The sequence below is a fragment of the Pseudoxanthomonas sp. J31 genome (assembly GCF_000510725.1).
In the GTDB taxonomy this organism is placed as follows: domain Bacteria; phylum Pseudomonadota; class Gammaproteobacteria; order Xanthomonadales; family Xanthomonadaceae; genus Pseudoxanthomonas.
Map to the genome: position 1 here is coordinate 102,655 of NZ_AZNZ01000009.1, position 19,773 is coordinate 122,427.

Sequence of the window (19,773 nt, forward strand, 5' to 3'; positions counted from 1 at the left end):
GGGCCGCGGCGGCCGCCCGGGAAGGGGATCAGCCCTGGCGGCGGCCGGCTTCGGCGGCACGCACCACCCGCAGGAAGTTGCCGCCCCAAATCGCGGCGACCTGCTCGCGCGTGTAGCCGCGGCGCAGCAGCTCGGCGGTGACGTTGGCCGCGTCGGCCTCGCTGTCGAAGCCGGTGACGCCGGCGCCGTGGTCGAAGTCGCTGCCGATCCCGACGTGCTCCACGCCGATGCGCCTGGCGATGTAGTCCAGGTGGTCGACCAGGTCGGAGAGGGTGGCCGGCTGCTCGTTCTGCTTGAGCGCGTCGTGGAAGCGCTCGCGGGTCGGCGCATCCAGCGCGTCGCTGCCCTCGTTGGCCACCGCGAACTGCTCCGGCAGGCCGAACTCCGCGCGCAGGCGGGCGATCTTCGCGCGCCAGGCGTCGTCCGGCGCGCGCAGGTAGGGCTTGAACGGGGTCACCAGGACCACGCCGCTCTTGGCCTTGATCAGGTCCAGTTCCCCGTCGCTGAGGTTGCGGCTGTTGTCGACCAGGGCGCGGGCGTTGGAATGGGTGGCCACTACCGGCACCCGGCTCAGCTCCACGGTCTGCTTCAGCGCCGCCGGGGTCAGCTGGGATACGTCGATCAGCACGCCCAGGTCGTTGAAGCGCGCCACCGCCCGGCGGCCCAGCTCGCTGAGCCCGCCGTGGCGCTCGGCCACGCCGTCCTGCGGCCGCGAGGAGTCGGCAAACGCGTTGTGCCCGGCGTGGGCGAGCCCGGCCACGCGCACGCCGGCCTGGTGGAAGCGGTCGAACGCGGCCAGGTCGGTGCCGAGGATGCGTGCGTTCTGGAAGCCGAGCAGCACCGCCACCTTGCCCTCGCGGTGCAGGCGCTCGATGTCGTCGGCGCTACGCGCCAGTTCCGCCTGGCCGCCGCTGCCGGCGATCCATTCCTGCACCGCCGCCAGCTTGGCCTCGGCGTCCTGGCGGGCCTTGGCCAGGCCCTGCGCGTCCTCCGGGCCCGGGCCGACCGCGATCGAGAACACGATCGCGTCCACCCCGCCTTGGCGCACCCGCTCGAAACTGGTGCGCTTGCCGCCGTCCGGCAGCCAGTAGCGCTTCGGCGTGTCGGGCAGCAGCACGTCGGCGTGCCCGTCCAGCACCAGGATCTCCTGGTGGACGGCGGCCGGGTCGGCGGCGGGCTCCGGCGCGGGAGCGGCGGCAGTACCGGCCCCGGCGGCGGCATCGCGGCCGCCGCAGGCGGCAAGCGCCAGCGCCAGGGCCAGGGCGGCGATGGGACGGGGAAGCGGGAGCGTGGAGCGCGGATGCAATGCGGACATGGACATTCCTGTGGGGTTTCATCAGGCAAGGCGGGGCCATGGCCGCCGCGAACGGCAGCCCTGGCGGGACCGGGGTGGCGCCGGGTCAGGCCGCGCGCGCGGCGCGGCTACATCGCGCGGGGCGGCAGGGCGGCGGCGGGCAGCGGCTCATCACTGCCCCGCGGTGGCCGCGTAGGGATCCGGCTCGGCCAGCAGCTCGTCCATCAACGCGTTGAAGCGGGCCACGTACTCCTCGTAGTAGCCGCCGGTGACCGGGCCGGTGAAGCCGGTATAGATCTCGCGCACCTCGCCGCGGCGGTCGATCACGATGGTGGTCGGGAACGCGGCCATGTAGTTCAGGCCCTGCAGCTTCTCGGTGGCCAGCTTCTTGTCGGCCACGCCGCCGTGGACGATGTCGTAGCGGATGTCGAAAAAGTCGCGGAACTTGCGCAGGCGCTGCTGGAAGTACTCGAAGCTGTCCTCCTGCTCGAAGGCCACGGCGATGGCCTCCACCCCGCGCTGCCGGTTCTCGCGGAACCAGGGCGCGAGGAACCGGGTCTGGTCGGTGCAGTTGGGGCACCAGGTGCCGATCACCTCGACGATCACCACCTTGCCGCGGTACTTGTCATCCCGCAGCGACACCGGCCGCCCCTCCAGGTCGGGGAAGCTGAAGTCGATGCTGCGGCGGCCATCCTTGAGGTAGGTGAGGCGGTAAGGATCAGGCAGTTCCACCTCGTCGCTGCGGTGGCCCTCGAACCTGGCCACGTTGTAGATGCCGAAGCTGATCGCACCCTGGATCTGGCCGTCCTCGATGGTGCCGCGGACCAGCACCGGGCTGGGCCCGCTGAAGTGCGACAGCCAGAAGCGGTCGCCCTGGACCACGCCTTCCAGCTCGCGGGTATCGCCCACGACGGTCATGAACACCCCGGTCAGGCGCGTGCCTTCCTGCCGCAGCAGCGCGACCTGGTTGGGCCCGGCGCTGCGGTCGCGGTTGAGGATGGCCCACTTGCCGTCGAGGTTGGCGGCGCTGCCGGCATCCCGCTCCGGCGGCACGAAGCGCCAGGCCTGGCCATGCTCGGCGGTGAACGGCAGGTCGTTGGCGCCGTTGCGCTTCGGGACCAGGTCGCGGTAGTGCCCGACCAGGCGCTTGCCGCCGGAACCCTCCTCCACCGTGGCCTCGAGCGCGGCGTCGTAGGTGTTCATCACCGCGCGGATGCCGCCACCGGCCAGCTTCTCGACCTCGAACTCGTCGCGGCGGCTGCCGTTGAGCAGCACCAGGCGCGGTTGCGCGCCTTCCAGCCCGGCCAACTCGAAGTTGAACGGCAGCGCCTCGCCGTTGACGGTGAACTCGCCGCGCCACAGGCCCTCGGCGGGCGCGACCGTGCCGGCCAGCGCATGCGCGGCGCACAGCGCCAGCAGCAGGGCCAGTCCGTGGCGGAGGATGGAGCGGTATGCATGCCTCATGTCGGTTCCCGTGGCGGAGGAAGGTTCCGCCGGCTTGCATCCGTCGATGCGCTGCGCTGGCGGCTCATGGACTGTAGGCAGCGCCCGCCGGCGCAATCCAGAGGCCAACACCCCGGAACTGATGACGATTGCTCCAAAGGAAATGAGCGGCGGCCTCCGCTGCATGGCCACGGCCGACCCGGCCAGCAGGTCGTGGCCGAATGGACGACCGCGTCCCTCACGCGACACGCGCAGCCTCACAGCCCCAGTCATGCGACGCGTCGACCAGTCAGTTGGACTTGCGCGAACACCCTGCGCAACCTGGCCTGACATCAGCGCGCGTGATGCAAGTGGTTTTGGCATTGAATCGCCTCACCGCAAATGCAAACCTCGCCATGCAATCCGGGCAGCCGCACGATCGTCGTCGCTCTCTAGCGGGGGCAATGCGGGAGATGGCGCGCAACTGCGTGGCGAGCTCCCGGGACGGGAACCGGACGCGGAATCCCCGCTCCCGCGCGAGGTGTGGGCCTTCATGCATCCGCCAGGGTGATCTGGCCCCAAACGCAGGGGCACTGCGTCCACTAAGGAAGGTTGATATGCGCGAACTGAGCACTAACGAAGTTGCGGTTGCGTCCGGCGGCGTTATCGACACCGGCGGCGAACTTGCCGCCGGCCTGATCATGGCGGGTGCCGCGGGAATGGTTGGCGCCCTCCTTGGCGCTGCGGGCGGTCCGGTTGGCAGCGCCATGCTCGGGGTGACGTTCGCCCGCGCCGGCTTCAAGTACGTCGAGTACATCACCAAGTGAGGACACGCAAATGCGCGAACTGACCTGTCGTGAGCTCCATGACGTGAATGGCGGTGCTTCCGTGCTCGGCACCATCTGGCAGGTAAGCCTGCCGGCACGGGCGGTGGCCGGCTCGGCCGCACTCGGCTGGGCGATAGGCTCTGCCATCTACCGGACCTATGACGATGAGATCCAGGCCGGATTGGATTGGCTGCTGAACTGAGCCACTGGCCCCGCGCGCGCAAGCGCGCGGGGCATCGAGACCGATGACTGCACACGGCCAACCAGCCCCAGGTACCCGCAGGAGCATTGCGGATCTCCTCGTCGTTTCCTCGGCCGCCTTGGTGCTGGCGCTCGCGCTGCACTCCCCCGCAGCCCGTCTCGCCCTGGCCACCGCCATGGACGGGTTCGACAACGTCTTCCTATGCGTCCTGTTCGCAGGCCTGGGCTTGCTCGATCTGGCCGGGCGCCTGCCTGCCGTCTTCCGCAAGGATGCCCGCCGCATCCGGCTGGTACTGTGGCTTGGCTTTGCCGGCGCGGTCCTGCTGTTCGGCGGTTATGCGCTTCCGGGCATACTGCTGGCCGAGCTGGCCTTCGACCTGGTGTACGCCGTTGCCGGCATGCGCGGCGGTGTGGCTCCCGGCCGTCGCATTGCCCCGTCAGGCCCCAGGAGGGACCGCCAATGAAAAGCGTCGTGATCCGCATCCTCGCCGCGATGCTGTCCCTCGCCGGCGTCGTGGTCCTGGTCTCCCGGCTCATCCAGCTGGTGCAGGGCGATGCACAGGCCTCGGCACTGGAATACGCGGTGCTGGCCGGCGCCGCCTGCGGCACCTGGATGTTCGGGCGTTTCGCGCTCAACGGCGAGCGCGATCCGCTGATGCGCAGGCTGTCGGCACGCAAGCCCGGGCAGCCGGACAGCCGCTAGGCGCCAGTCCGCCAACGCACCGCCGGCTAGCGCCCTTCGCCGGCCGCCCGCTGGCGTTGCTGCAGGGCGCGGCGCAGGGCGGCGTCCGGTTGCAGGGAGCGATCCCAGCGGCGGTAGCTGTCGGCCAGGGCCAGGCGCAGCGCGGGATATGGATCCGGCTTGTCCTCGCCGCGCAGCGCGGAGGTCGCCTGGGCCCAGCTGCCGGCGCGGCCCAGGCGCGCGCGGGCGCGCACCACGCTGCGGCAGTCGGTGTCCAGCGCGCGCGCCAGGAAGCAGGCATACCAGGCGTCGCCGGGATTCCAGCCCGGCTGCGCCAGCAGTCCGCGCACATAGGCGCGCGAGGCGCCGGCATAGCGCTCGACCTCGGCGGCGAAGCTCTCCGGATAGGCGCGGGCGTAGCGGTCGATGTCGGCCAGGCGGCCGTCGATCCAGGCATCGCCCGTGTCGTAACGGGGTCCGGGCTCCGGCGTTGCGGTGGCCGTGGCGCGGGCCTGCGCCGCCAGCGGCAGCGGGATGCCCGCACCGCAGGCGGCCAGGCACAGGGTTACGAACAGGATCCGGCGGTACGTCGCGTGCGGGAAGCGGAAGCGGGCCATGGCGGCATTGTGCCGCGGCCGCGGGCGCGGCGCGCGCAGCTCCCGCCGGCGGGCCGTGTGCGGGATCAGGCGGCGGTGCCGGCGGCGATCCGGGTGATGGCTTCCGGCAGCTCCGCCGCGCTGGCCACGGTGCGCACCCGCGGATGCGCCTCGGCCAGGCCATGGTCGGCCTCGTGGGCCCAGGTGAGCGCGTAGGGGATGTGCACGCCCCAGCCGCCCAGCCGCACCACCGGCTCGATGTCCGAGCGCAACGAGTTGCCAACCATCACGAACTGCTCCGGCGCGATGCCGAACTCGGCCAGCACCCGCGCATAGGTCGGCGGGTCCTTCTCGGACACGATCTCGATGCGCGGGAACAGGTCGGCCAGGCCGGAACGGGCGATCTTGTCCTCCTGGTGGAACAGGTCGCCCTTGGTCACCAGTACCACCTGCCAGCGCGCGGCCACCGCCTCCACCGCGTCGCGGATGCCGTCCAGCAGCTCCACCGGGTGGGCCAGGGTGTCGCGGCCGATGTCGACCACCTGCTGCAGGTCGCGGGCGCTGATGCGCGCTTCGGTCAGTTCGATCGCCGCCTCGATCATCGACAGGGTCATGCCCTTGACGCCGTAGCCGAACACCTTGAGGTTGCGGCGCTCCACCTCCAGCAGGTGGCGCAGGGTGCCGGCGTCGTGCAGGTCGATGTAGCGGCCGATGATTTCCTCGTAGCGCTTCTCCGCGGCGCGGTAGTAGTCCTCGCTGCGCCACAGGGTGTCGTCGCCATCGAAGCCGACCAGGCGGATGTCGTGCATGGGGGTATCCGGAACGCGGGCGCCATCACGGCGGACGTGCAGGATAGCAGCGGGGACGGCCCCGGGGAGAAAGGAAGCGGGCCGGGGCCCGCTTCCGTCATGCATGGGGTGCCGCGTTACTCCTGCGGCGCGCCGCCCTGCTGCTGGTTGTGGATGAAGGTGCGGTACTCCTCGGGGGTCAGTTCGCCATCGCCGTCGGCGTCGGCCGTGGCGAACACGCTGGACAGCGCGGAGTGGGCCTGGGCCTCGCTGCGGCTGATGCTGCCGTTGCCGTCGGTGTCCAGGTCGGCCCAGCTCTGGCCCTGGCCGCTGGCGCCGGCCTGCGACTGCTGTGCCGCGCCGGCCTGGGCCTGGGCCTGGGTCGGGGTCTGCTGCTCGGTGGGCGTGGTGCTCTGCGCGAACGCCAGCGGCGCGGCGGCAATCATGCCCAGGAACAGCAGGCCGGTCGGGGTGCGGGTGTGGTGCTTGTTCATTGGCGTACTCCGTCGGGTGGAAGGACGTGACTGCTTGCTTTGCAGAACACGGGTCGCACCTTGCAACGTCGCGGATGAACCGGATTTGGGCCGCGGCCGCGCCGCGAACGCGGCGTTAACCACAGCGTCCGCGCTGCGTTGTAGCCGCTGGTTAGCGGCGCGTGGACGCCAGGTTAGGGGCGTCTTCAAGGACGCCATGTAACCGCTTTAGCGGGCCTCGTCGGGCCCGGTGGAGTTCCCGCCGGGGGCACGCCGGTGGCTGAACAGCCACCAGCCCAGCACGCTGCCGGAGGTGGCGCCGATCACTTCCAGCAGGACCCGGGTGCCCAGGTTGTCGGCGTCGTGGATGCCGGCCAGGGCCAGGCGCGCGTACAGCGGCGACTCCAGCTTCACCATGCCGATGTAGAACAGGTTCCAGGCATCCAGCCCCGCGGCGATGGCGGTGGCGATGACCGCGCCCCAGCCAACCACGTGCCCGATCTGCATGCCGGTGCGTCGCCCGAGCCAGGCCCATCCGGCGTACACCAGCACGCCGACGAGGAAGGCGATCAGTCCGGCTTCGAGGCAGCCAAGCAGGCCGGTGTGCAGCGGAAGGTTCATCGGGCGGGCGGGACCTGGGCAAACGGGCCGACAAGTCTAGCCGGGCCGGTCGCCTCAGTCCTCGCCCTCGCGGCGGGCGGCCAGCGCCACCTGGCCGTCCGCGTCCACCGTCACGTCCAGCAGGATCGGCTGGCAGCAGACCTGGCAGTCCTCCACGTACTGCTGGTTGCCGCCACTGGGATCCACCGGGGTCTCGAAGCTCTCCCCGCACCAGGGGCATTGCACGGTCAGCCACTCTTCCATCAGCGCACCTCCGTCAGCGCACCGGGACGTCGTAGGCGAGGGTCGGATCCGGTTCCGGGTCCAGGGTGTAATGCCACCACTCCCGCGTGTAGTTGCGGAAGCCGCCGGCCACCATCGCCGCGCGCAGGCGCTGGCGGTTGGCCTGCTGCGCCGGCGCCACCGGGGCGTCGGTGTGCGCGGACGGGTCGAAGAAGTCGAACGGGGTGCCCATGTCCAGCGGCTCGCAGCGGCCGTCGCCGTCGCAGCGCACCAGGGTCAGGTCGACGGTGGCGCCGCGGCTGTGGCCGGAACTGTCGGCGATGTACTCCGGCACCAGCGCGTCCTTGTCCACCCGCGGGTACCAACGTGCCTTCTGTCCCGGGTCGTCGTCGGCGCGCGCCCAGTGCATGAAGGCCTGCACCGCACGCACCGGGCGGTAGCAGTCGTAGACCAGCAGGCCCAGGCCCTCGGCCTGCAGGTCCTGCTGCACCCGGGCCAGGGCCTCGGCCACCGGCCGCAGCAGCAGGCAGGCGTTGCCTTCGTAGCCGGGTACCGGCGCACCGGTGAAGTTGTCCGGTCCGGCATAGCGCGCCTCCACGCGGATGCCGGGGGCCAGGGTGCGGACCTCGACCAGGCCGGCCGCGGCGGCGTCGCGTGCCGGCGACACCCGCACCGGTTCGCCGCCGGCCACCGCCGGCGCCAGCAGCAGCGCCGCCAGCAGCGCGCACAGGCGCTCAGGGGCAGTCGCGCTCGCGCACGAAACGGAGGTCCTGGTAGTCATAGCTGAAGTCCGCTTCCGGATCGACCTTGGACAGGCGCAGGGTACCCCCGCCCGCCTCCGGCGGGTGCAGCCAGGCCTCCGCGTCGATGCCGTCGTCGTCCCAGTCCAGCAGCCAGCGCTCGCCCACCCGCATCAGCCGCCCGCGCATGCGTGGCGAGCGCACCGAGGCGAAGCCGATGCCGTCGGCGCGCGGGCACAGCGCCACCTCGCCGAACCACGGATCGCGCCAGATCCCGAGCAACGCCGCGGCCTCGCGGCGCGTGGCCGGGCGCCGCGCGCGGGTGTCCGGCGCCGGCTCGGCCTGGCGGCGCAGGGCGTGTTCGCGCTCCAGCAGGGCGGCGTAGTGGGCCACGTCCAGGGCCGGATCCGGGCGGGTGTAGCGCTTGGCCAGCACCTGGCCCAGCACCGTGCGCGCGTCCTCGGCCTCGCCGTTGATGAGGATGACGATGCCGGTGCGCAGGTCCGGCAGCAGGATCACCGAGGAATACATGCCCGACAGGGTGCCGGTGTGGGCCACCTTCCAATGCCCGTCCATGTCGGACAGGCGCCAGCCGTAGCCGTAGGCATGGAAGTGGCTGTTGTCCCACTCGCGCATGCGCCGGCCCACCGGCATCGGCATGTGCCCGGTCCACGCCTGCTGGCGCTGCTCCGCCGACAGCCACGGCTGCGCCGGATCCAGCCAGGCGCCCACCCAGCGCAGCATGTCCTCCAGGCTGCAGCGGATGCCGCCGGCGGCCATCGAGGTGATGTCCGGGACCACGCCCCGCTCCGGCGGCGCCGGCAGGTTGCGCCCGTCCACGCGCCGGTGCGGGCGCGCGATCGGGCCGGCTTCGCCGGCGTTCCAGCTGCCCACGCGGCAGCCGTCCATGCCCAGCGGCGCGAACACCTCCTCGCGCACCAGCTGCGCGTAGGGCTTGCCGCCGGCCGCGGCCGCGACCTCGCCGGCGACCACGTACAACAGGTTGTCGTAGGCGTAGCCGGAGCGGAAGCTGGTCACCGGCTCCAGGTGCGCCAGCCCGGCGATGATGTCGGCGCGGGTGAAATCGTTCGGTTCCGGCCACAGCATCAGGTCGCCCGCGCCCAGGCCCAGGCCGCTGTTGTGCACCAGCAGGTCGCGCACCTGCATGTTGGCGGTGACCCAGGGGTCGTGCATGCGGAACTGCGGCAGGTGCTTCACCACCGGGTCGTCCCAGCGCAACCGGCCCTGGTCGACCAGCCGCGCCAGCACCGCCGCGGTCATGGCCTTGCTGTTGGAGGCGATCTTGAACAGCGCCTCCGGCGTCACCGGCTCGCCGCTGCCGGCGGCAAGCTCGCCGCGCGCCACCACCGCGGCGACCTTGCCGTCCTCGATCACGCCGACCGCGATGCCGGGCAGGTCGTAGCGGGCGACCGCCTCGTCCACCGCGCGCTCGACGAACGCCTGCGCGGGGCCGGGAAGCGTTGCGCCGGCCACGGCCGACGCGGCAAAAAAAGCGGCCGCAAGGGCGGCCGCAGGAGGGAGGAAACGCAGCATCACCTGCTCCTCGATGCGGGCCTGTCGTCCATGATCGGGCCCGCGTCGTCCGGTTGTCAGTACTCCAGCGCCAGCACCAGCTGGCCGTAGCGCGGCGACTGCAGGAAGCGCTCGCGGCCGAAGAACTCGTCGCGGGTGCCGATGCTCGACTCCAGGTCCTGGTAGACCCAGACCGGGCGCTGGCGGTTGAAGATGTTGTACGCCGACAGCTTGGCCGAGAACCTGGCCGGGCCGAACTGGCGCTCGTAGCCCACGCTCAGGCCGACGTCGATGTACCACGGCATGCGCCCGGCGCCGCCGCGCGCGGAATGCTCGTACACCCGGTCCGAGGTGCTCCAGGTGTCGCCTTCCTGCGGATTGGCGAAGGCCTCCTCCGGGGTGCACTTGTCCACGCACACGAAGTAGCTGTGGTAGAGCTTCCAGTTGTACGGGTTGCCGACGCCGAAGCCGGTGATCGGGCCGCCGGAGCGGGCGTCCACGGTCGCGCCCAGGCTCCAGTTCCCGGTCAGGGCGTAGGTGCCGCGCAGCTTGACCTGGTGGCGGTGGTCGTTGGCCAGCGGGCCATGGCCGCGGTAGTTCACGAACGGGTCGTCGAAGTTCTCGGTGCGGCCGGTATCACCGAAGTTGGTGTCGGTGTTGACCGGGCCCTCGGCGTTGCCCTCGCTCCAGGACAGGGTGTAGGAGGCGTTGAACGCCCACTTGCCATCCCAGGCGCGGTCCAGCTGCAGCTCCAACGCCTTGTAGGTGCGCTTGGGCTTGCTCCAGCCGCGCTGGCCGGTCGGGGTCGAGCCCACGTACTCCCACTCGCCGTCGATGTACTCGTAATCGTCCGACTCGGTCCAGTAGCCACCCTTCGAGGTATCGACGGTGATGTAGCCGTCGTTGCTGCCGTCGCAGTCGGTGTCGCCCCAGATGGTGACGTCCTTGCCCGGGTTGCCCATCACCCACACGCTGGGCACGCGGCCGCAGTGGGTGGCGGTGATGTTGATGTCGTCGATGGCGTTGTGCAGCTTGCGGTAGATGCCGCGCGCGCCCCACGACCACTTCTCGCCCAGCACCTGCTGGAAGCCCAGGATCAGCTCGTCCTGGTAGACCGGGTCCATGTCGGCGTCGACCTCGGCGCGCAGGTCGCCGACGGTGCCGTCGCCCTGGTCGTCGTCGAAGCCCATGTACTGGCCCAGCACCGGCACCGCGTACTGGACGCCGTCGCGCTCGCGGATCTCCCAGCCGTCGAGGCCGTAGTAGGTGCGCGCGTCGAGCAGGGCGCCGCCCTGCTTGATGTTGATGACGTTGGCCACCGGCAGGAAGTAGCGGCCGATGTTGCCGAACACCTTCATCGTGCCCTGGCCGACCGGGTCCCAGGAGAAGCCCAGGCGCGGCGCCCACATGTCGTCCATCTTGATGTAGGTGCGGCCCTCGGCGTCCTTGTTGTCGAACTCCTCGTAGCGCAGGCCCAGGTTGAGCACCAGGTTGTCGGTGATCGACCAGTTGTCCTCGACGTAGTAGGCGCGGTTGGTCGACTCGAACTCGCCGAAGATCGCGTACTGGCGGGCGCGCACGCAGGCGGTGTAGCCGGCCGGGACCAGGAAGCCGCCGCAGTTGGAGTTGTTGGTCAGCGGGGTGGCGGTATAGACGTTGTACTGCACGCCGCCGGGACCGGAGTAGACCTGGTCGAGGTCGGAGGTGTTGCGCTCGTCGTCGATGCCGAAGCGCAGCAGGTGGTCGCCCAGGCCCCACTCGAAGTCGATCCGGCTCTGCTTGCGCTCGTCGTTGCGGTCGTAGACGGTGGCGTTGTTGGTGCAGCCCAGCGGCACGCCCGGGTCCGGCACGCCGGAGGCGCGGGTGACGTAGTTGCAGTCCACGTCGTTGGGCGAGCCGGTGACGCTGTTGCGCTCGTTGCGGCCGTGCATCACCTTCATCGACAGGTTGTCGGTCAGGTACGAGCTCCAGGTCAGCGCCCAGTTGGTGCCGCCGGTCTCCGAGTAGGAGTCGCTGAGCTTCTGCCCGACCTTGCCGCTGTCGAAGTCGTAGGCGTAGGTGGTGGTGTCGGTGCGGTTCTCGTTGGAGAACGCCATCAGGCTCAGCAGGTTGCGGTCGGTGACCTGCCAGTCCAGGGTGGTGCCCCAGAAGCCGTCGTCCGAGTCGCCGCGGTTGAACGAGGTGCCGGCGTCGTTGGTGTTCTCCGGCTCGACCTTGCGGCCCTCGTACATGGCGAAGAAGAACAGCCGGTCCTTCACGATCGGGCCGGAGGCCCACACGTTAAGGCGCGTGGAGTCGGTCTTGTCCTTGCTGCGGGTCAGGTAGCGCTCGCCGTCCAGGTAGCTGTCGCGCGCCGAGGACTCCCAGTCCTTCGGGCCCCACACCAGCTTGGAGCCGTAGTGGAATTCGTTGGTGCCGGAGCGGGCCACGGCGTTGACCACGCCGCCGGTGGTGCGGCCGAACTCCACCGAGTAGCCGCCGGTCTTGACCTGGAAGTCCTCGTAGAAGTCGAACGGCGCCTCGGAGAAGCCGACGCGGTTGTAGAAGTCGGTGACGTTGAGGCCGTTGACGTAGAACGCGTTCTCGGCCACCGACGAGCCGCCGAAGGAGATGCCGCCGAAGGAGGCGCTGCCGGAAGCCACGCCCGGGGCCAGCAGCGCCACCGAGGTGACGTTGCGGTCCACCGGCAGGCGCGCCAGCTCCTCGGCGTTGATGTTCATCGCCGACTCGGTGGAGGTCACGTCCACCGGGGTGACGAAGCGGGTGCCGACCACTTCGATGCTCTGCAGGGTCGCCGGCTCGGCCGCCAGGTTGACCGAGGCGGTGGCACCGAGGGTGACGGTCACGGTGGCCTGCTGCCCGCCCTCGGCCTGCACCGTGTAGGTGCCCGGCGGCAGCAACGGCAGGCGGTAGCTGCCGTCCTCGCCGGCGGTGACGGTGCGGGTGAAGCCGGTGGCCGGGTTGGTGATCGTCACCCTGGCCCCGGCCTCGGCGCGGCCCGCCACCGCGCCGGTGGCGCTCTGCCCCATCGCCATCGGTGCCATCGTGCCCAGGCACGCGCCGAGCGCCATCGCCAGCGCCGCCTTCCTCAGGATCCTGCTGTTCATCCCCGTGTCTCTCCCACAGTGGTGTTGAGGTCAATCCCCGCCCGTCCGCCCGCCTTCGGGCGGCAGCATCCGCCATTGGAACCGGTAGTCCCACTGGTCGAAGTACAGGTTGCCGCCACCCCATTCGGCCTCGCCCCGCTGCGAGTCCACGGTCTCGGAGCGGAAATGGGTCTTGGCGGGCACGAAGTCGCGCGCGTAGTCGTCGTTGAAGGCGATGCGGTAGGCGTCCAGGCCGCCCAGGTAGAACCAGCGCAGCGCCGGGTCGTCGCTGTCGAGCTGGCCGGTGGTCACGTCCATCGGCAGCCAGCCGTACGGGGCCAGGTACAGCCAGCCCCAGTCGTGCATGTTGTCGTAGCCGACGTCCTCGTCGGAGTAGGTCCAGCCGGACTGCCAGCGCGCGGGGATGCCGTTGAGCCGCAGCAGGCTGATCAGCAGCAGGGTCTGCTGGCCGCAGTCGGCATGGCCGGCGTTGAGCGCGTAGTCGCTGATGTTGGAGATGGTCGAGTACTCGCGCGCGCCGGCCCAGGGGATGCGGTCGACCGCGGCGAACAGCTTCTGCGCGATGCGGTACGGATTGGTCTCCCCGCCCACCACCTGGCGCGAGAACGCGCGCAGCTGCGGGGTGAACACCACGTGCGGCGGGCGCTCGGCCAGGTACGGCGCCAGCTCCGGGTCGGTGCGGTCCACCGGCGCCACCTTGTCCGGGTCCACCGCGAAGTGCCGGGCGTACACGGTCAGTTCGTAGGTGATGGAGAACTCGGTCGGCTTGCCGGCTTCGGCGCGGCCTTCCAGGTACACGGTGCGCATCGGCGCGTCTTCCGGCGCGACCTGGCCGCCGGCCGGCGAAGTCCGCACCAGGCGGATGTTTTCCTGCTGCCCCGGGATCGCGCGCGGGTACGGGATCCAGGCGCGCACGGTCTCCCCCGCCGGCACCGCGTCGGCGTCCACGACCAGCGACTGGGTCACTTCCAGCCGCCGCGGGGCCACGCTGGTGGCGCCGCCGGCGGCCGCGGCCAGCACCTCGGCGTGGTGCGGATGCAGGCGCTCGAACGGGCCTTCGGAGAACGGCCGCACCGGCGGCGCGCGGCGTGCCGCGGCCTCGGGGCTGAGCCGGAACAGGTTGGACACCGAGCGCTTGAACCAGCGGCGCTCGCCGTCGATGTCCATGTGCTCGACCAGGCCGGCCGCGTCCCAGGCGTCGAATTCGGACTCGCGCAGGTCCGGGATCTGCCGGCGCAGCTGTGCCAGCACCGCCGCGCGGTCGAGGCTGAAGTCCAGGCGGATGCGGCGCATGCGCTCGCGCTCGAACTCCAGCGCCCGCCGCTGCGCGGCATCGCCCTGCGACAGCAGCGCCGCGATCCGGGCCTCGGCCTCGGCGAAGCGGCCGGCGTCCACCGCTGCCACGATCTCCGGCAGCGGATCGCCCGCGCGGGCCTGCACGCTCCCCAGCGCGAGGCACAGCAGCAGGCCGGCGGCCAGGCGGGATGCGCGCCCGCCGCGGACCGGGGTCCGCGCGTTGGCGTGTGCCGCTGGTTGGCGAGGAGAGGCTTCCACGACGACACTTCCCGGTGCGGTGGTAATGCCGATGTAACACGCACCGGGGGCGCGGTCAATAATTTATTCTTGACGTACTGAATAGCTGGAATAACTATTCTTTCGGAACACCCGCCCAAGGGGAGGCCGTCACCATGAAAGCGCTATCCGCGCGGAACACCCCGGTTCGCAAGCGCGTGGCCCGGCTGGCGGCTCCGCTGCTGGCCAGCCTGCTGCTGGCTGCAGCGCCGGCCTGGTCGCTGTCCCCGGACGCGGACGGGCACACCGCCGTGGTCGGCGTGCGCCTGTCCGACCTCGACCCGGCCAGCTGGATCGCCAGGCTGGAACAGCCACACCAGCTGCTCCTGGACCGCGAGGGCATCGCCGCGCTCAACGCGCGCATGCGCGCCGAGGATCCCTCGATCCAGGACATCGCCGCCCTGCCCGATCCGCTGCCGCGCCAGTTCGTGCGCGCGCAGGTGGAAAAGCTGTCCTCGCCGCCGGCGCGCACCCTTTACGACGAACGCGGCCAGCCGGTGCCGGCGCGCACCCTGGCGGCACTGCAGCGCGAGCTGGCGCTGGACGCGATCCCCGCCAGCCGCCCGCTGCGCTACGGCCTGGTGGTGCACCGCGCCGCGCTGCGCGCGTTCCCGACCTCGCTGCGGGTGTTCTCCTCGCCCGGCGACACCGACATCGACCGCTTCCAGGAATCGGCGCTGTTCCCCGGCGACGCGGTGGCGGTGCTGCACGAAAGCCGCGGCCGGCAATGGCTGTTCGTGGCCTCCGAGCGCTACTCCGCGTGGATCGAGGCCCGGCACGTGGCCATCGGGACGCGCGAGGAAGTACTGGGCTATGCCAGCCGCACGCCGTACATCGTGGTCACCGGCGCCACCGTCCGCACCACCTACACCCCGGAGGAGCCGCGGGTGTCGGCGCTGCAGCTGGACATGGGCCTGCGCCTGCCGCTGCGCACCGGGCTGGACCCGTCGCGCACGGTCAACGGCCAGCATCCCTACGCCTCGCACGTGGTCGACCTGCCGGCGCGCCGCGCCGACGGCAGCCTGGAGTTCGTGCCGGCCCTCGTCCCGCGCTCGGCCGACGTCGCCGCCGACTACCTGCCGCTGACCCCGGCCAACCTCATCGCCCAGGCGTTCAAGTTCCTCGGCGAACGCTACGGCTGGGGCCATTCCTACGACGCCCGGGACTGCAGCGGCTTCGTGTCCGAGGTCTACCGCAGCTTCGGCATCCTCATGCCGCGCAACACCCGCGACCAGGCGGTGAGCCCGGCGCTGGACCGGATCGGCTTCGAGCCCGGCGACGACCCGGCGCGCCGCCAGGCCGCGGTGCGCGGGCTGCAGGTCGGCGACCTCGTCTACATCCCCGGCCACGTGATGATGGCCATCGGCCATCGCGACGGCATGGCCTACGTCATCCACGACACCAACGGCGGCGGCTGGCGCGGCCCGGACGGCGGCCGCGTGTCCGCCGGCCTCAACGGCGTGTCGCTCACCCCGCTTGACCCGCTGTTGTTCAACGACGAGCAGACCTACGTGGACCGCATGACCAGCATCCAGCGCGTCCGCCCGCGCCCTTCCCGCTGAGAAAGCCCAAGTGAAGATCACCGACATCGAACTGCGCATGCTGCGCGTGCCGCTGAAGACCCCGTTCAAGACCGCGCTGCGCACGGTCGACACGGTCGAGGACATCGTGGTGCTGGTGCGCACCGACACCGGCCATACCGGCCACGGCGAGGCGCCGGCCACCGCGGTGATCACCGGCGACACCCACGGCTCGATCGCCGAGGCGATCGAGCGCTTCATCAAGCCGCGCCTGATCGGCCAGGAGATCGCCAACCTCAACCGCATCTGCGGCCTGATCCAGGGCGCGCTGGAGCGCAACACCAGCGCCAAGGCGGCGGTGGAGATCGCGGTCTACGACCTGTGGGCGCAGCTGTACGACGCGCCGCTGTACAAGATGCTCGGCGGCGGCGACCCGGTGATCACCACCGACATCACCATTTCGGTGGACCACATCGACAAGATGGTGGCCGACTCGATCTCGGCGGTGGAGCGCGGCTTCGACTCGCTGAAGATCAAGGTGGGCAAGGACATCGGCCTGGACATCGAGCGGGTCAAGGCGATCCACGCCGCGGTCGAGGGCCGCGCCCTGCTGCGCCTGGACGCCAACCAGGGCTGGACCCCGAAGCAGGCGGTCTACGCCATGCACGCGCTGGAGGACGCCGGCGTGCTGCTGGAGCTGCTGGAGCAGCCGGTCAAGGCCGCCGACATCGAGGGCCTGAAGTACGTCACCGAGCGCGTGCACACCCCGGTGATGGCCGACGAGAGCGTGTTCGGCCCGGACCAGGTGTTCGACCTGATCCAGCGCCGCGCCGCGGACATCATCAACATCAAGCTGATGAAGACCGGCGGCCTGTCCAACGCCATCCGCATCGCCGACATCGCCTCCATCTACGGCGTGCAGTGCATGATCGGCTGCATGATCGAGTCGGCCATCTCGGTGGCCGCGGCGGTGCACCTAGCGGTGGCCAAGGCCGACGCGATCAGCAAGGTCGACCTGGACGGCCCCTCGCTGGGCCAGTTCAACCCGGTCGAGGGCGGGGTCATCTTCAACGAGTCGGAGATCAGCATCACCGAGGCGCCGGGCCTGGGCATCCGCCAGATCCGCGGCCTGGAGCCGCTGGCGCGCTGAGCGCCGGTTGCCACGTGCCGGCACTCCGGATGAAGATCGCCGCCATGCCGCCCCTGGTAAAGATCCGTTCCGAACGCGACCAGATGTCGGCGATCGAGCGCCGCATCGCGGACTTCATCCTCGACAACGCCCACCTGCTGCGTGACTACTCCTCGCAGCAGCTGGCCAGCGCCCTGGGCGTGAGCCAGTCCTCGGTGGTCAAGTTCAGCCAGAAGCTCGGCTTCCGCGGCTACCCGGACCTGAAGTTCAGCATCGGCCAGGCGCTGGCGCGCAACGGTGGCGACGCCCCGGCCGGGGTCCCGGAGGAGCCCGGCGATGCCTACGCGCGGCTGGAGGAAACCCTGCGCCGCTCCAAGGCCGCGGCCGAGGAGGAGACCCGCCTGATCAACCCGCGCGAGCGGATCGAGGCCATCGTCGGCATGCTCGACGGCGCCGGCAAGGTGTTCGTCTGTGGCCTCGGCGACGACGGCCTGTTCGCCCGCGAGTTCGCCATGCGCCTGTCGCTGCTGGGGGTGCTGGTGGTGCACCACGCCGACCCGATCCTGATGATGGCCAACATCTCCGCGGCCCGCCCCGGCGACGTGCTGCTGCTGTTCTCCGAGTTCGGCCAGCTGGCGCCGCTGCACCAGCTCAGCCGCCAGTTCCAGGCCTGCGAGGGCAAGGTGGTGTCGATCACCCGGCACACCGCCAACCCGCTGCGCGCCCAGGCCGACGCCGCCCTGGTGGTGTCCGCGCACGACCCGGCGCCGCACGTGGCCCAGCTGCTGTACCGCTCCTCGCTGCAGTACCTGCTCGACTTCCTGTTCGTGCTGCTGTGCCAGGCCAACCCGGACCGGCACCGCCAGCTCAACATCAACCTCGAACGCATCCAGCACCTGATCGAGAGCTGAGCCATGGCCCCGCATCCCGGCACCCACCGCCTGCCCCCGTCGCTGCGCCTGCTGGCGGCCCTGGCCCTGCTGCTGGTGGCCGCGACCGTGCTGGCGGCGCTGCCCGGCGCCGGCGAGCCCGCGCCGCGCCAGCTGGTGGTGGTGACCACCGCCGGCTGGGACGCCGCCACCGGCACCCTGCGCTACTACGAACGCGAAGGCGCGCAATCGCCCTGGCGCGAGGCCGGCCACTTCGCGGTGGCCATCGGCCGCAATGGCGCGGCCTGGGGCCAAGGCCTGCACCCGGCCGCCGACCAGGGCCAAGGCCCGGCCAAACGCGAGGGCGACGGCCGCAGCCCGGCCGGCGTGTTCGCGCTGGGAAGCGCGTTCGGCTACCTGCCGGCCGGCGAGGTCGCCACCGCCCTGCCCTACCGGCAGATGGATGCCAGCCACTGGTGCATGGACGTGCCGGAGTCGCCGCACTACAACCGCATCGTCGACGCCCGCGAGGTCGGCGAGGCCGCGGTGGCCGGCTCCAGCGAGCCGATGCGCCTGGACCTGCACCACGACGGCGACCCGCGCTACCGCCTGGGCCTGGTGATCGCGCACAACCCGGACAACGCACCCGGTGCCGGCAGCTGCATCTTCGCCCACCTCTGGCGCCAGCCCGGCGAAGCCACCGCCGGCTGCACCGCGATGGCCGAGGCCGACATGCGCCGCCTGCTGGCCTGGCTGGATCCGGCGGCGCAGCCGCGCTTGGTGCTGCTGCCGCGCGCCGAGTACGCGCGCCTGGCGCCGCGCTGGGGCCTGCCGGCCGCGGGGTCGGCGCGATGAGGTGGCCGGGCGCCACCGCGCGGGTGCTGCTGGCGCTGGCCGCCGGCGCCATCGCCGGCCTGGTCCTTGCCGCGACCAGCGCGGCGGCGGCCGCCACCGCCGCCGCCATCGCCCAGCCGATCGGCCGGCTGTGGCTCAGCGCCCTGCAGATGACCGTGGTGCCGCTGGTGCTGTCGCTGGTGATCCTGGGCGTGGCCAACGCCGCCAACGCCGCCGCCTCCGGGCGCGTGGCGCGGCGCGCGATGGTGGTGTTCATCGTCCTGCTGTCGCTGTTCTCCGGCTACGCCGCGCTGGCCGCGCCGGCGGTGCTGGCCTGGGTCGCGCCCGACCCGCAGCTGGCCGCCACCCTGCAGGGCAGCGCCGCCGCGGTCGAGGCCGGCACCGCGCCCACGCTGGCGCAGTGGATCGGCAACGTGATCCCGTCCAACGCGATCATGGCCGCGGCCCAGGGCGCGATGCTGCCGCTGGTGGTGTTCGCGCTGTTCTTCGGCTTCGCCCTCACCCGCATCGCCGCCGAGCGCCGCGCCCAGGTGACCGGCCTGTGCCAGGCCATCGCCGACACCATGATCGTGATCGTGCACTGGGTGCTGCTGGCCGCGCCGCTGGGCGTGTTCGCGCTGATGCTGGCGGTGTGCGCGCAGGCGGGCCTGGGCGTGGTCGGCGCGCTGGCCGGCTACATCGGCCTGCAGTGCGGGCTGTACCTCGGCGCGACCGCGATCTGCTACCTGCTGGTGGCACTGTTCGCCGGCCGCTCGCCGCTGGCCTTCGCCAGGGCCGCGCTGCCGGTACAGGTGGTGGCCGCCAGCACCCAGTCCTCGCTGGCGACGCTGCCGGCGATGCTGGAAAGCGCGCGCGAGCGCCTGCACATCCCGCGCGCGGTCGCCGGCCTGGTGTTGCCGATGGCGGTGACCCTGTTCCGCATCACCAGCCCCATCCAGTACGTCACCGCGGCGTGCTTCGTGGCCTGGGCCTACGGCATCGAGCTGACCCCGCTGCAGCTGGCCGCCGGCGCCGCGCTGGCGGTGGTGATAAGCCTGGGCTCGGTCGGCCTGCCCGGCCAGGCCAGCTTCATGGCCACGGTGTTGCCGGTGACCCAGTCCATGGGCCTGCCGGTGGAACCGCTGGGCCTGCTGCTGGCGGTGGACACCATCCCCGACGTGTTCGCCACCACCGGCAACGTCACCGGAGACCTGGCCGCGGCGGGCATCGTCTCGCGGCACAGCCCGGACGCCGCCGACGCCGACGCGGAGCCGCAGGACGCCGCCTGAACGCGCGCGGCGCCCGCTCACGCAGGTGTCACCGCGCGCGCTCCACATTCCCCT

The 19,773-nt window shown here is 71.4% G+C and carries 20 protein-coding genes; 9 read left to right on the top strand and 11 right to left on the bottom strand.

Features of this window, described 5'->3' with window-relative positions:
* Positions 1–28: 28 nt before the first annotated feature.
* Positions 29–1,315 carry a dipeptidase gene (locus PSEJ31_RS0111025; RefSeq protein ID WP_028915480.1) on the bottom strand — a complete coding sequence of 429 codons (1,287 nt, stop codon included), beginning with the start codon at positions 1,313–1,315 and terminating at the stop codon, positions 29–31.
* Positions 1,316–1,465: 150 nt separating this feature from the next.
* Positions 1,466–2,758, bottom strand: a complete 1,293-nt coding sequence (locus tag PSEJ31_RS0111030) for a TlpA disulfide reductase family protein (RefSeq protein ID WP_028915481.1) — start codon at positions 2,756–2,758, stop codon at positions 1,466–1,468.
* Between the two features lie 575 nt (positions 2,759–3,333).
* Here PSEJ31_RS0111030 and PSEJ31_RS0111035 point away from each other — a divergent pair.
* Genes PSEJ31_RS0111035 through PSEJ31_RS0111050 form a run of 4 tightly spaced genes read left to right on the top strand, consistent with a single transcriptional unit; the run spans position 3,334 to position 4,447 of the window.
* Positions 3,334–3,543 carry a hypothetical protein gene (locus PSEJ31_RS0111035; RefSeq protein ID WP_028915482.1) on the top strand — a complete coding sequence of 70 codons (210 nt, stop codon included), beginning with the start codon at positions 3,334–3,336 and terminating at the stop codon, positions 3,541–3,543.
* A 10-nt stretch (positions 3,544–3,553) separates the two neighbouring features.
* The gene (locus PSEJ31_RS0111040) at positions 3,554–3,745 is read left to right on the top strand and encodes a hypothetical protein (protein ID WP_028915483.1); all 192 of its coding nucleotides are present in this window, start codon (positions 3,554–3,556) and stop codon (positions 3,743–3,745) included.
* A gap of 43 nt (positions 3,746–3,788) precedes the next feature.
* Complete coding sequence (locus tag PSEJ31_RS0111045) at positions 3,789–4,208, top strand: hypothetical protein (protein WP_156924944.1); 420 nt, start codon at positions 3,789–3,791, stop codon at positions 4,206–4,208.
* Positions 4,205–4,447, top strand: a complete 243-nt coding sequence (locus PSEJ31_RS0111050; RefSeq protein ID WP_019397228.1) for a hypothetical protein — start codon at positions 4,205–4,207, stop codon at positions 4,445–4,447. The genes PSEJ31_RS0111045 and PSEJ31_RS0111050 overlap by 4 nt, the downstream gene beginning before the upstream one ends.
* Before the next feature lie 26 nt (positions 4,448–4,473).
* On the opposite strand, the gene PSEJ31_RS0111055 is transcribed toward PSEJ31_RS0111050, so the two are convergent.
* The 9 genes from PSEJ31_RS0111055 to PSEJ31_RS0111095 all read right to left on the bottom strand — a co-directional run bounded on the left by PSEJ31_RS0111055 (position 4,474) and on the right by PSEJ31_RS0111095 (position 13,946).
* On the bottom strand, positions 4,474–5,043 hold the full coding sequence (locus tag PSEJ31_RS0111055; RefSeq protein WP_019397227.1) for a hypothetical protein: 570 nt from the start codon (positions 5,041–5,043) through the stop codon (positions 4,474–4,476).
* Between the two features lie 65 nt (positions 5,044–5,108).
* The gene (locus PSEJ31_RS0111060; RefSeq protein ID WP_019397226.1) at positions 5,109–5,831 is read right to left on the bottom strand and encodes an HAD family hydrolase; all 723 of its coding nucleotides are present in this window, start codon (positions 5,829–5,831) and stop codon (positions 5,109–5,111) included.
* Positions 5,832–5,947: 116 nt separating this feature from the next.
* A complete protein-coding gene (locus PSEJ31_RS0111065; RefSeq protein ID WP_028915484.1) occupies positions 5,948–6,304 on the bottom strand; it encodes an EF-hand domain-containing protein in 357 nt (118 codons plus the stop codon).
* A gap of 207 nt (positions 6,305–6,511) precedes the next feature.
* The gene (locus PSEJ31_RS0111070) at positions 6,512–6,904 is read right to left on the bottom strand and encodes a hypothetical protein (protein ID WP_019397224.1); all 393 of its coding nucleotides are present in this window, start codon (positions 6,902–6,904) and stop codon (positions 6,512–6,514) included.
* Positions 6,905–6,958: 54 nt separating this feature from the next.
* A complete protein-coding gene (locus PSEJ31_RS0111075) occupies positions 6,959–7,147 on the bottom strand; it encodes a CPXCG motif-containing cysteine-rich protein (RefSeq protein ID WP_019397223.1) in 189 nt (62 codons plus the stop codon).
* A 13-nt stretch (positions 7,148–7,160) separates the two neighbouring features.
* Positions 7,161–7,907 carry a M15 family metallopeptidase gene (locus tag PSEJ31_RS0111080; RefSeq protein ID WP_028915485.1) on the bottom strand — a complete coding sequence of 249 codons (747 nt, stop codon included), beginning with the start codon at positions 7,905–7,907 and terminating at the stop codon, positions 7,161–7,163.
* On the bottom strand, positions 7,861–9,420 hold the full coding sequence (locus PSEJ31_RS0111085) for a serine hydrolase domain-containing protein (RefSeq protein ID WP_028915486.1): 1,560 nt from the start codon (positions 9,418–9,420) through the stop codon (positions 7,861–7,863). Before PSEJ31_RS0111085 ends, PSEJ31_RS0111080 begins: the two co-directional genes overlap by 47 nt.
* A gap of 56 nt (positions 9,421–9,476) precedes the next feature.
* Complete coding sequence (locus tag PSEJ31_RS0111090; RefSeq protein ID WP_028915487.1) at positions 9,477–12,506, bottom strand: TonB-dependent receptor; 3,030 nt, start codon at positions 12,504–12,506, stop codon at positions 9,477–9,479.
* Between the two features lie 30 nt (positions 12,507–12,536).
* Complete coding sequence (locus tag PSEJ31_RS0111095; protein ID WP_028915488.1) at positions 12,537–13,946, bottom strand: transglutaminase domain-containing protein; 1,410 nt, start codon at positions 13,944–13,946, stop codon at positions 12,537–12,539.
* A 248-nt stretch (positions 13,947–14,194) separates the two neighbouring features.
* On the opposite strand from PSEJ31_RS0111095, the gene PSEJ31_RS0111100 reads away from it, so the two are divergent.
* Genes PSEJ31_RS0111100 through PSEJ31_RS0111120 form a run of 5 tightly spaced genes read left to right on the top strand, consistent with a single transcriptional unit; the run spans position 14,195 to position 19,719 of the window.
* A complete protein-coding gene (locus tag PSEJ31_RS0111100) occupies positions 14,195–15,640 on the top strand; it encodes an SH3 domain-containing protein (protein WP_037035043.1) in 1,446 nt (481 codons plus the stop codon).
* 10 nt (positions 15,641–15,650) lie between these two features.
* Positions 15,651–16,748 (top strand): dipeptide epimerase, encoded by a 1,098-nt coding sequence (locus PSEJ31_RS0111105; RefSeq protein WP_028915489.1) that lies wholly within the window; start codon positions 15,651–15,653, stop codon positions 16,746–16,748.
* Positions 16,749–16,792: 44 nt separating this feature from the next.
* Positions 16,793–17,638 (top strand): MurR/RpiR family transcriptional regulator, encoded by an 846-nt coding sequence (locus tag PSEJ31_RS0111110; RefSeq protein WP_026010208.1) that lies wholly within the window; start codon positions 16,793–16,795, stop codon positions 17,636–17,638.
* 3 nt (positions 17,639–17,641) lie between these two features.
* On the top strand, positions 17,642–18,451 hold the full coding sequence (locus PSEJ31_RS0111115) for a L,D-transpeptidase family protein (RefSeq protein ID WP_019397215.1): 810 nt from the start codon (positions 17,642–17,644) through the stop codon (positions 18,449–18,451).
* Entirely contained in the window at positions 18,448–19,719 is a 1,272-nt protein-coding gene (locus PSEJ31_RS0111120) for a dicarboxylate/amino acid:cation symporter (RefSeq protein ID WP_028915490.1), read from the top strand. The genes PSEJ31_RS0111115 and PSEJ31_RS0111120 overlap by 4 nt, the downstream gene beginning before the upstream one ends.
* Positions 19,720–19,773 lie beyond the last annotated feature (54 nt).

Coding starts and splice junctions, on each gene's coding strand:
- PSEJ31_RS0111025 (WP_028915480.1), bottom strand. CDS start 1,315: ATGTCCGCATTGCATCCGCGCTCCACGCTCCCGCTTCCCCGTCCCATC.
- PSEJ31_RS0111030 (WP_028915481.1), bottom strand. CDS start 2,758: ATGAGGCATGCATACCGCTCCATCCTCCGCCACGGACTGGCCCTGCTG.
- PSEJ31_RS0111035 (WP_028915482.1), top strand. CDS start 3,334: ATGCGCGAACTGAGCACTAACGAAGTTGCGGTTGCGTCCGGCGGCGTT.
- PSEJ31_RS0111040 (WP_028915483.1), top strand. CDS start 3,554: ATGCGCGAACTGACCTGTCGTGAGCTCCATGACGTGAATGGCGGTGCT.
- PSEJ31_RS0111045 (WP_156924944.1), top strand. CDS start 3,789: ATGACTGCACACGGCCAACCAGCCCCAGGTACCCGCAGGAGCATTGCG.
- PSEJ31_RS0111050 (WP_019397228.1), top strand. CDS start 4,205: ATGAAAAGCGTCGTGATCCGCATCCTCGCCGCGATGCTGTCCCTCGCC.
- PSEJ31_RS0111055 (WP_019397227.1), bottom strand. CDS start 5,043: ATGGCCCGCTTCCGCTTCCCGCACGCGACGTACCGCCGGATCCTGTTC.
- PSEJ31_RS0111060 (WP_019397226.1), bottom strand. CDS start 5,831: ATGCACGACATCCGCCTGGTCGGCTTCGATGGCGACGACACCCTGTGG.
- PSEJ31_RS0111065 (WP_028915484.1), bottom strand. CDS start 6,304: ATGAACAAGCACCACACCCGCACCCCGACCGGCCTGCTGTTCCTGGGC.
- PSEJ31_RS0111070 (WP_019397224.1), bottom strand. CDS start 6,904: ATGAACCTTCCGCTGCACACCGGCCTGCTTGGCTGCCTCGAAGCCGGA.
- PSEJ31_RS0111075 (WP_019397223.1), bottom strand. CDS start 7,147: ATGGAAGAGTGGCTGACCGTGCAATGCCCCTGGTGCGGGGAGAGCTTC.
- PSEJ31_RS0111080 (WP_028915485.1), bottom strand. CDS start 7,907: ATGACTACCAGGACCTCCGTTTCGTGCGCGAGCGCGACTGCCCCTGAG.
- PSEJ31_RS0111085 (WP_028915486.1), bottom strand. CDS start 9,420: ATGCTGCGTTTCCTCCCTCCTGCGGCCGCCCTTGCGGCCGCTTTTTTT.
- PSEJ31_RS0111090 (WP_028915487.1), bottom strand. CDS start 12,506: ATGAACAGCAGGATCCTGAGGAAGGCGGCGCTGGCGATGGCGCTCGGC.
- PSEJ31_RS0111100 (WP_037035043.1), top strand. CDS start 14,195: ATGAAAGCGCTATCCGCGCGGAACACCCCGGTTCGCAAGCGCGTGGCC.
- PSEJ31_RS0111110 (WP_026010208.1), top strand. CDS start 16,793: ATGCCGCCCCTGGTAAAGATCCGTTCCGAACGCGACCAGATGTCGGCG.
- PSEJ31_RS0111115 (WP_019397215.1), top strand. CDS start 17,642: ATGGCCCCGCATCCCGGCACCCACCGCCTGCCCCCGTCGCTGCGCCTG.
- PSEJ31_RS0111120 (WP_028915490.1), top strand. CDS start 18,448: ATGAGGTGGCCGGGCGCCACCGCGCGGGTGCTGCTGGCGCTGGCCGCC.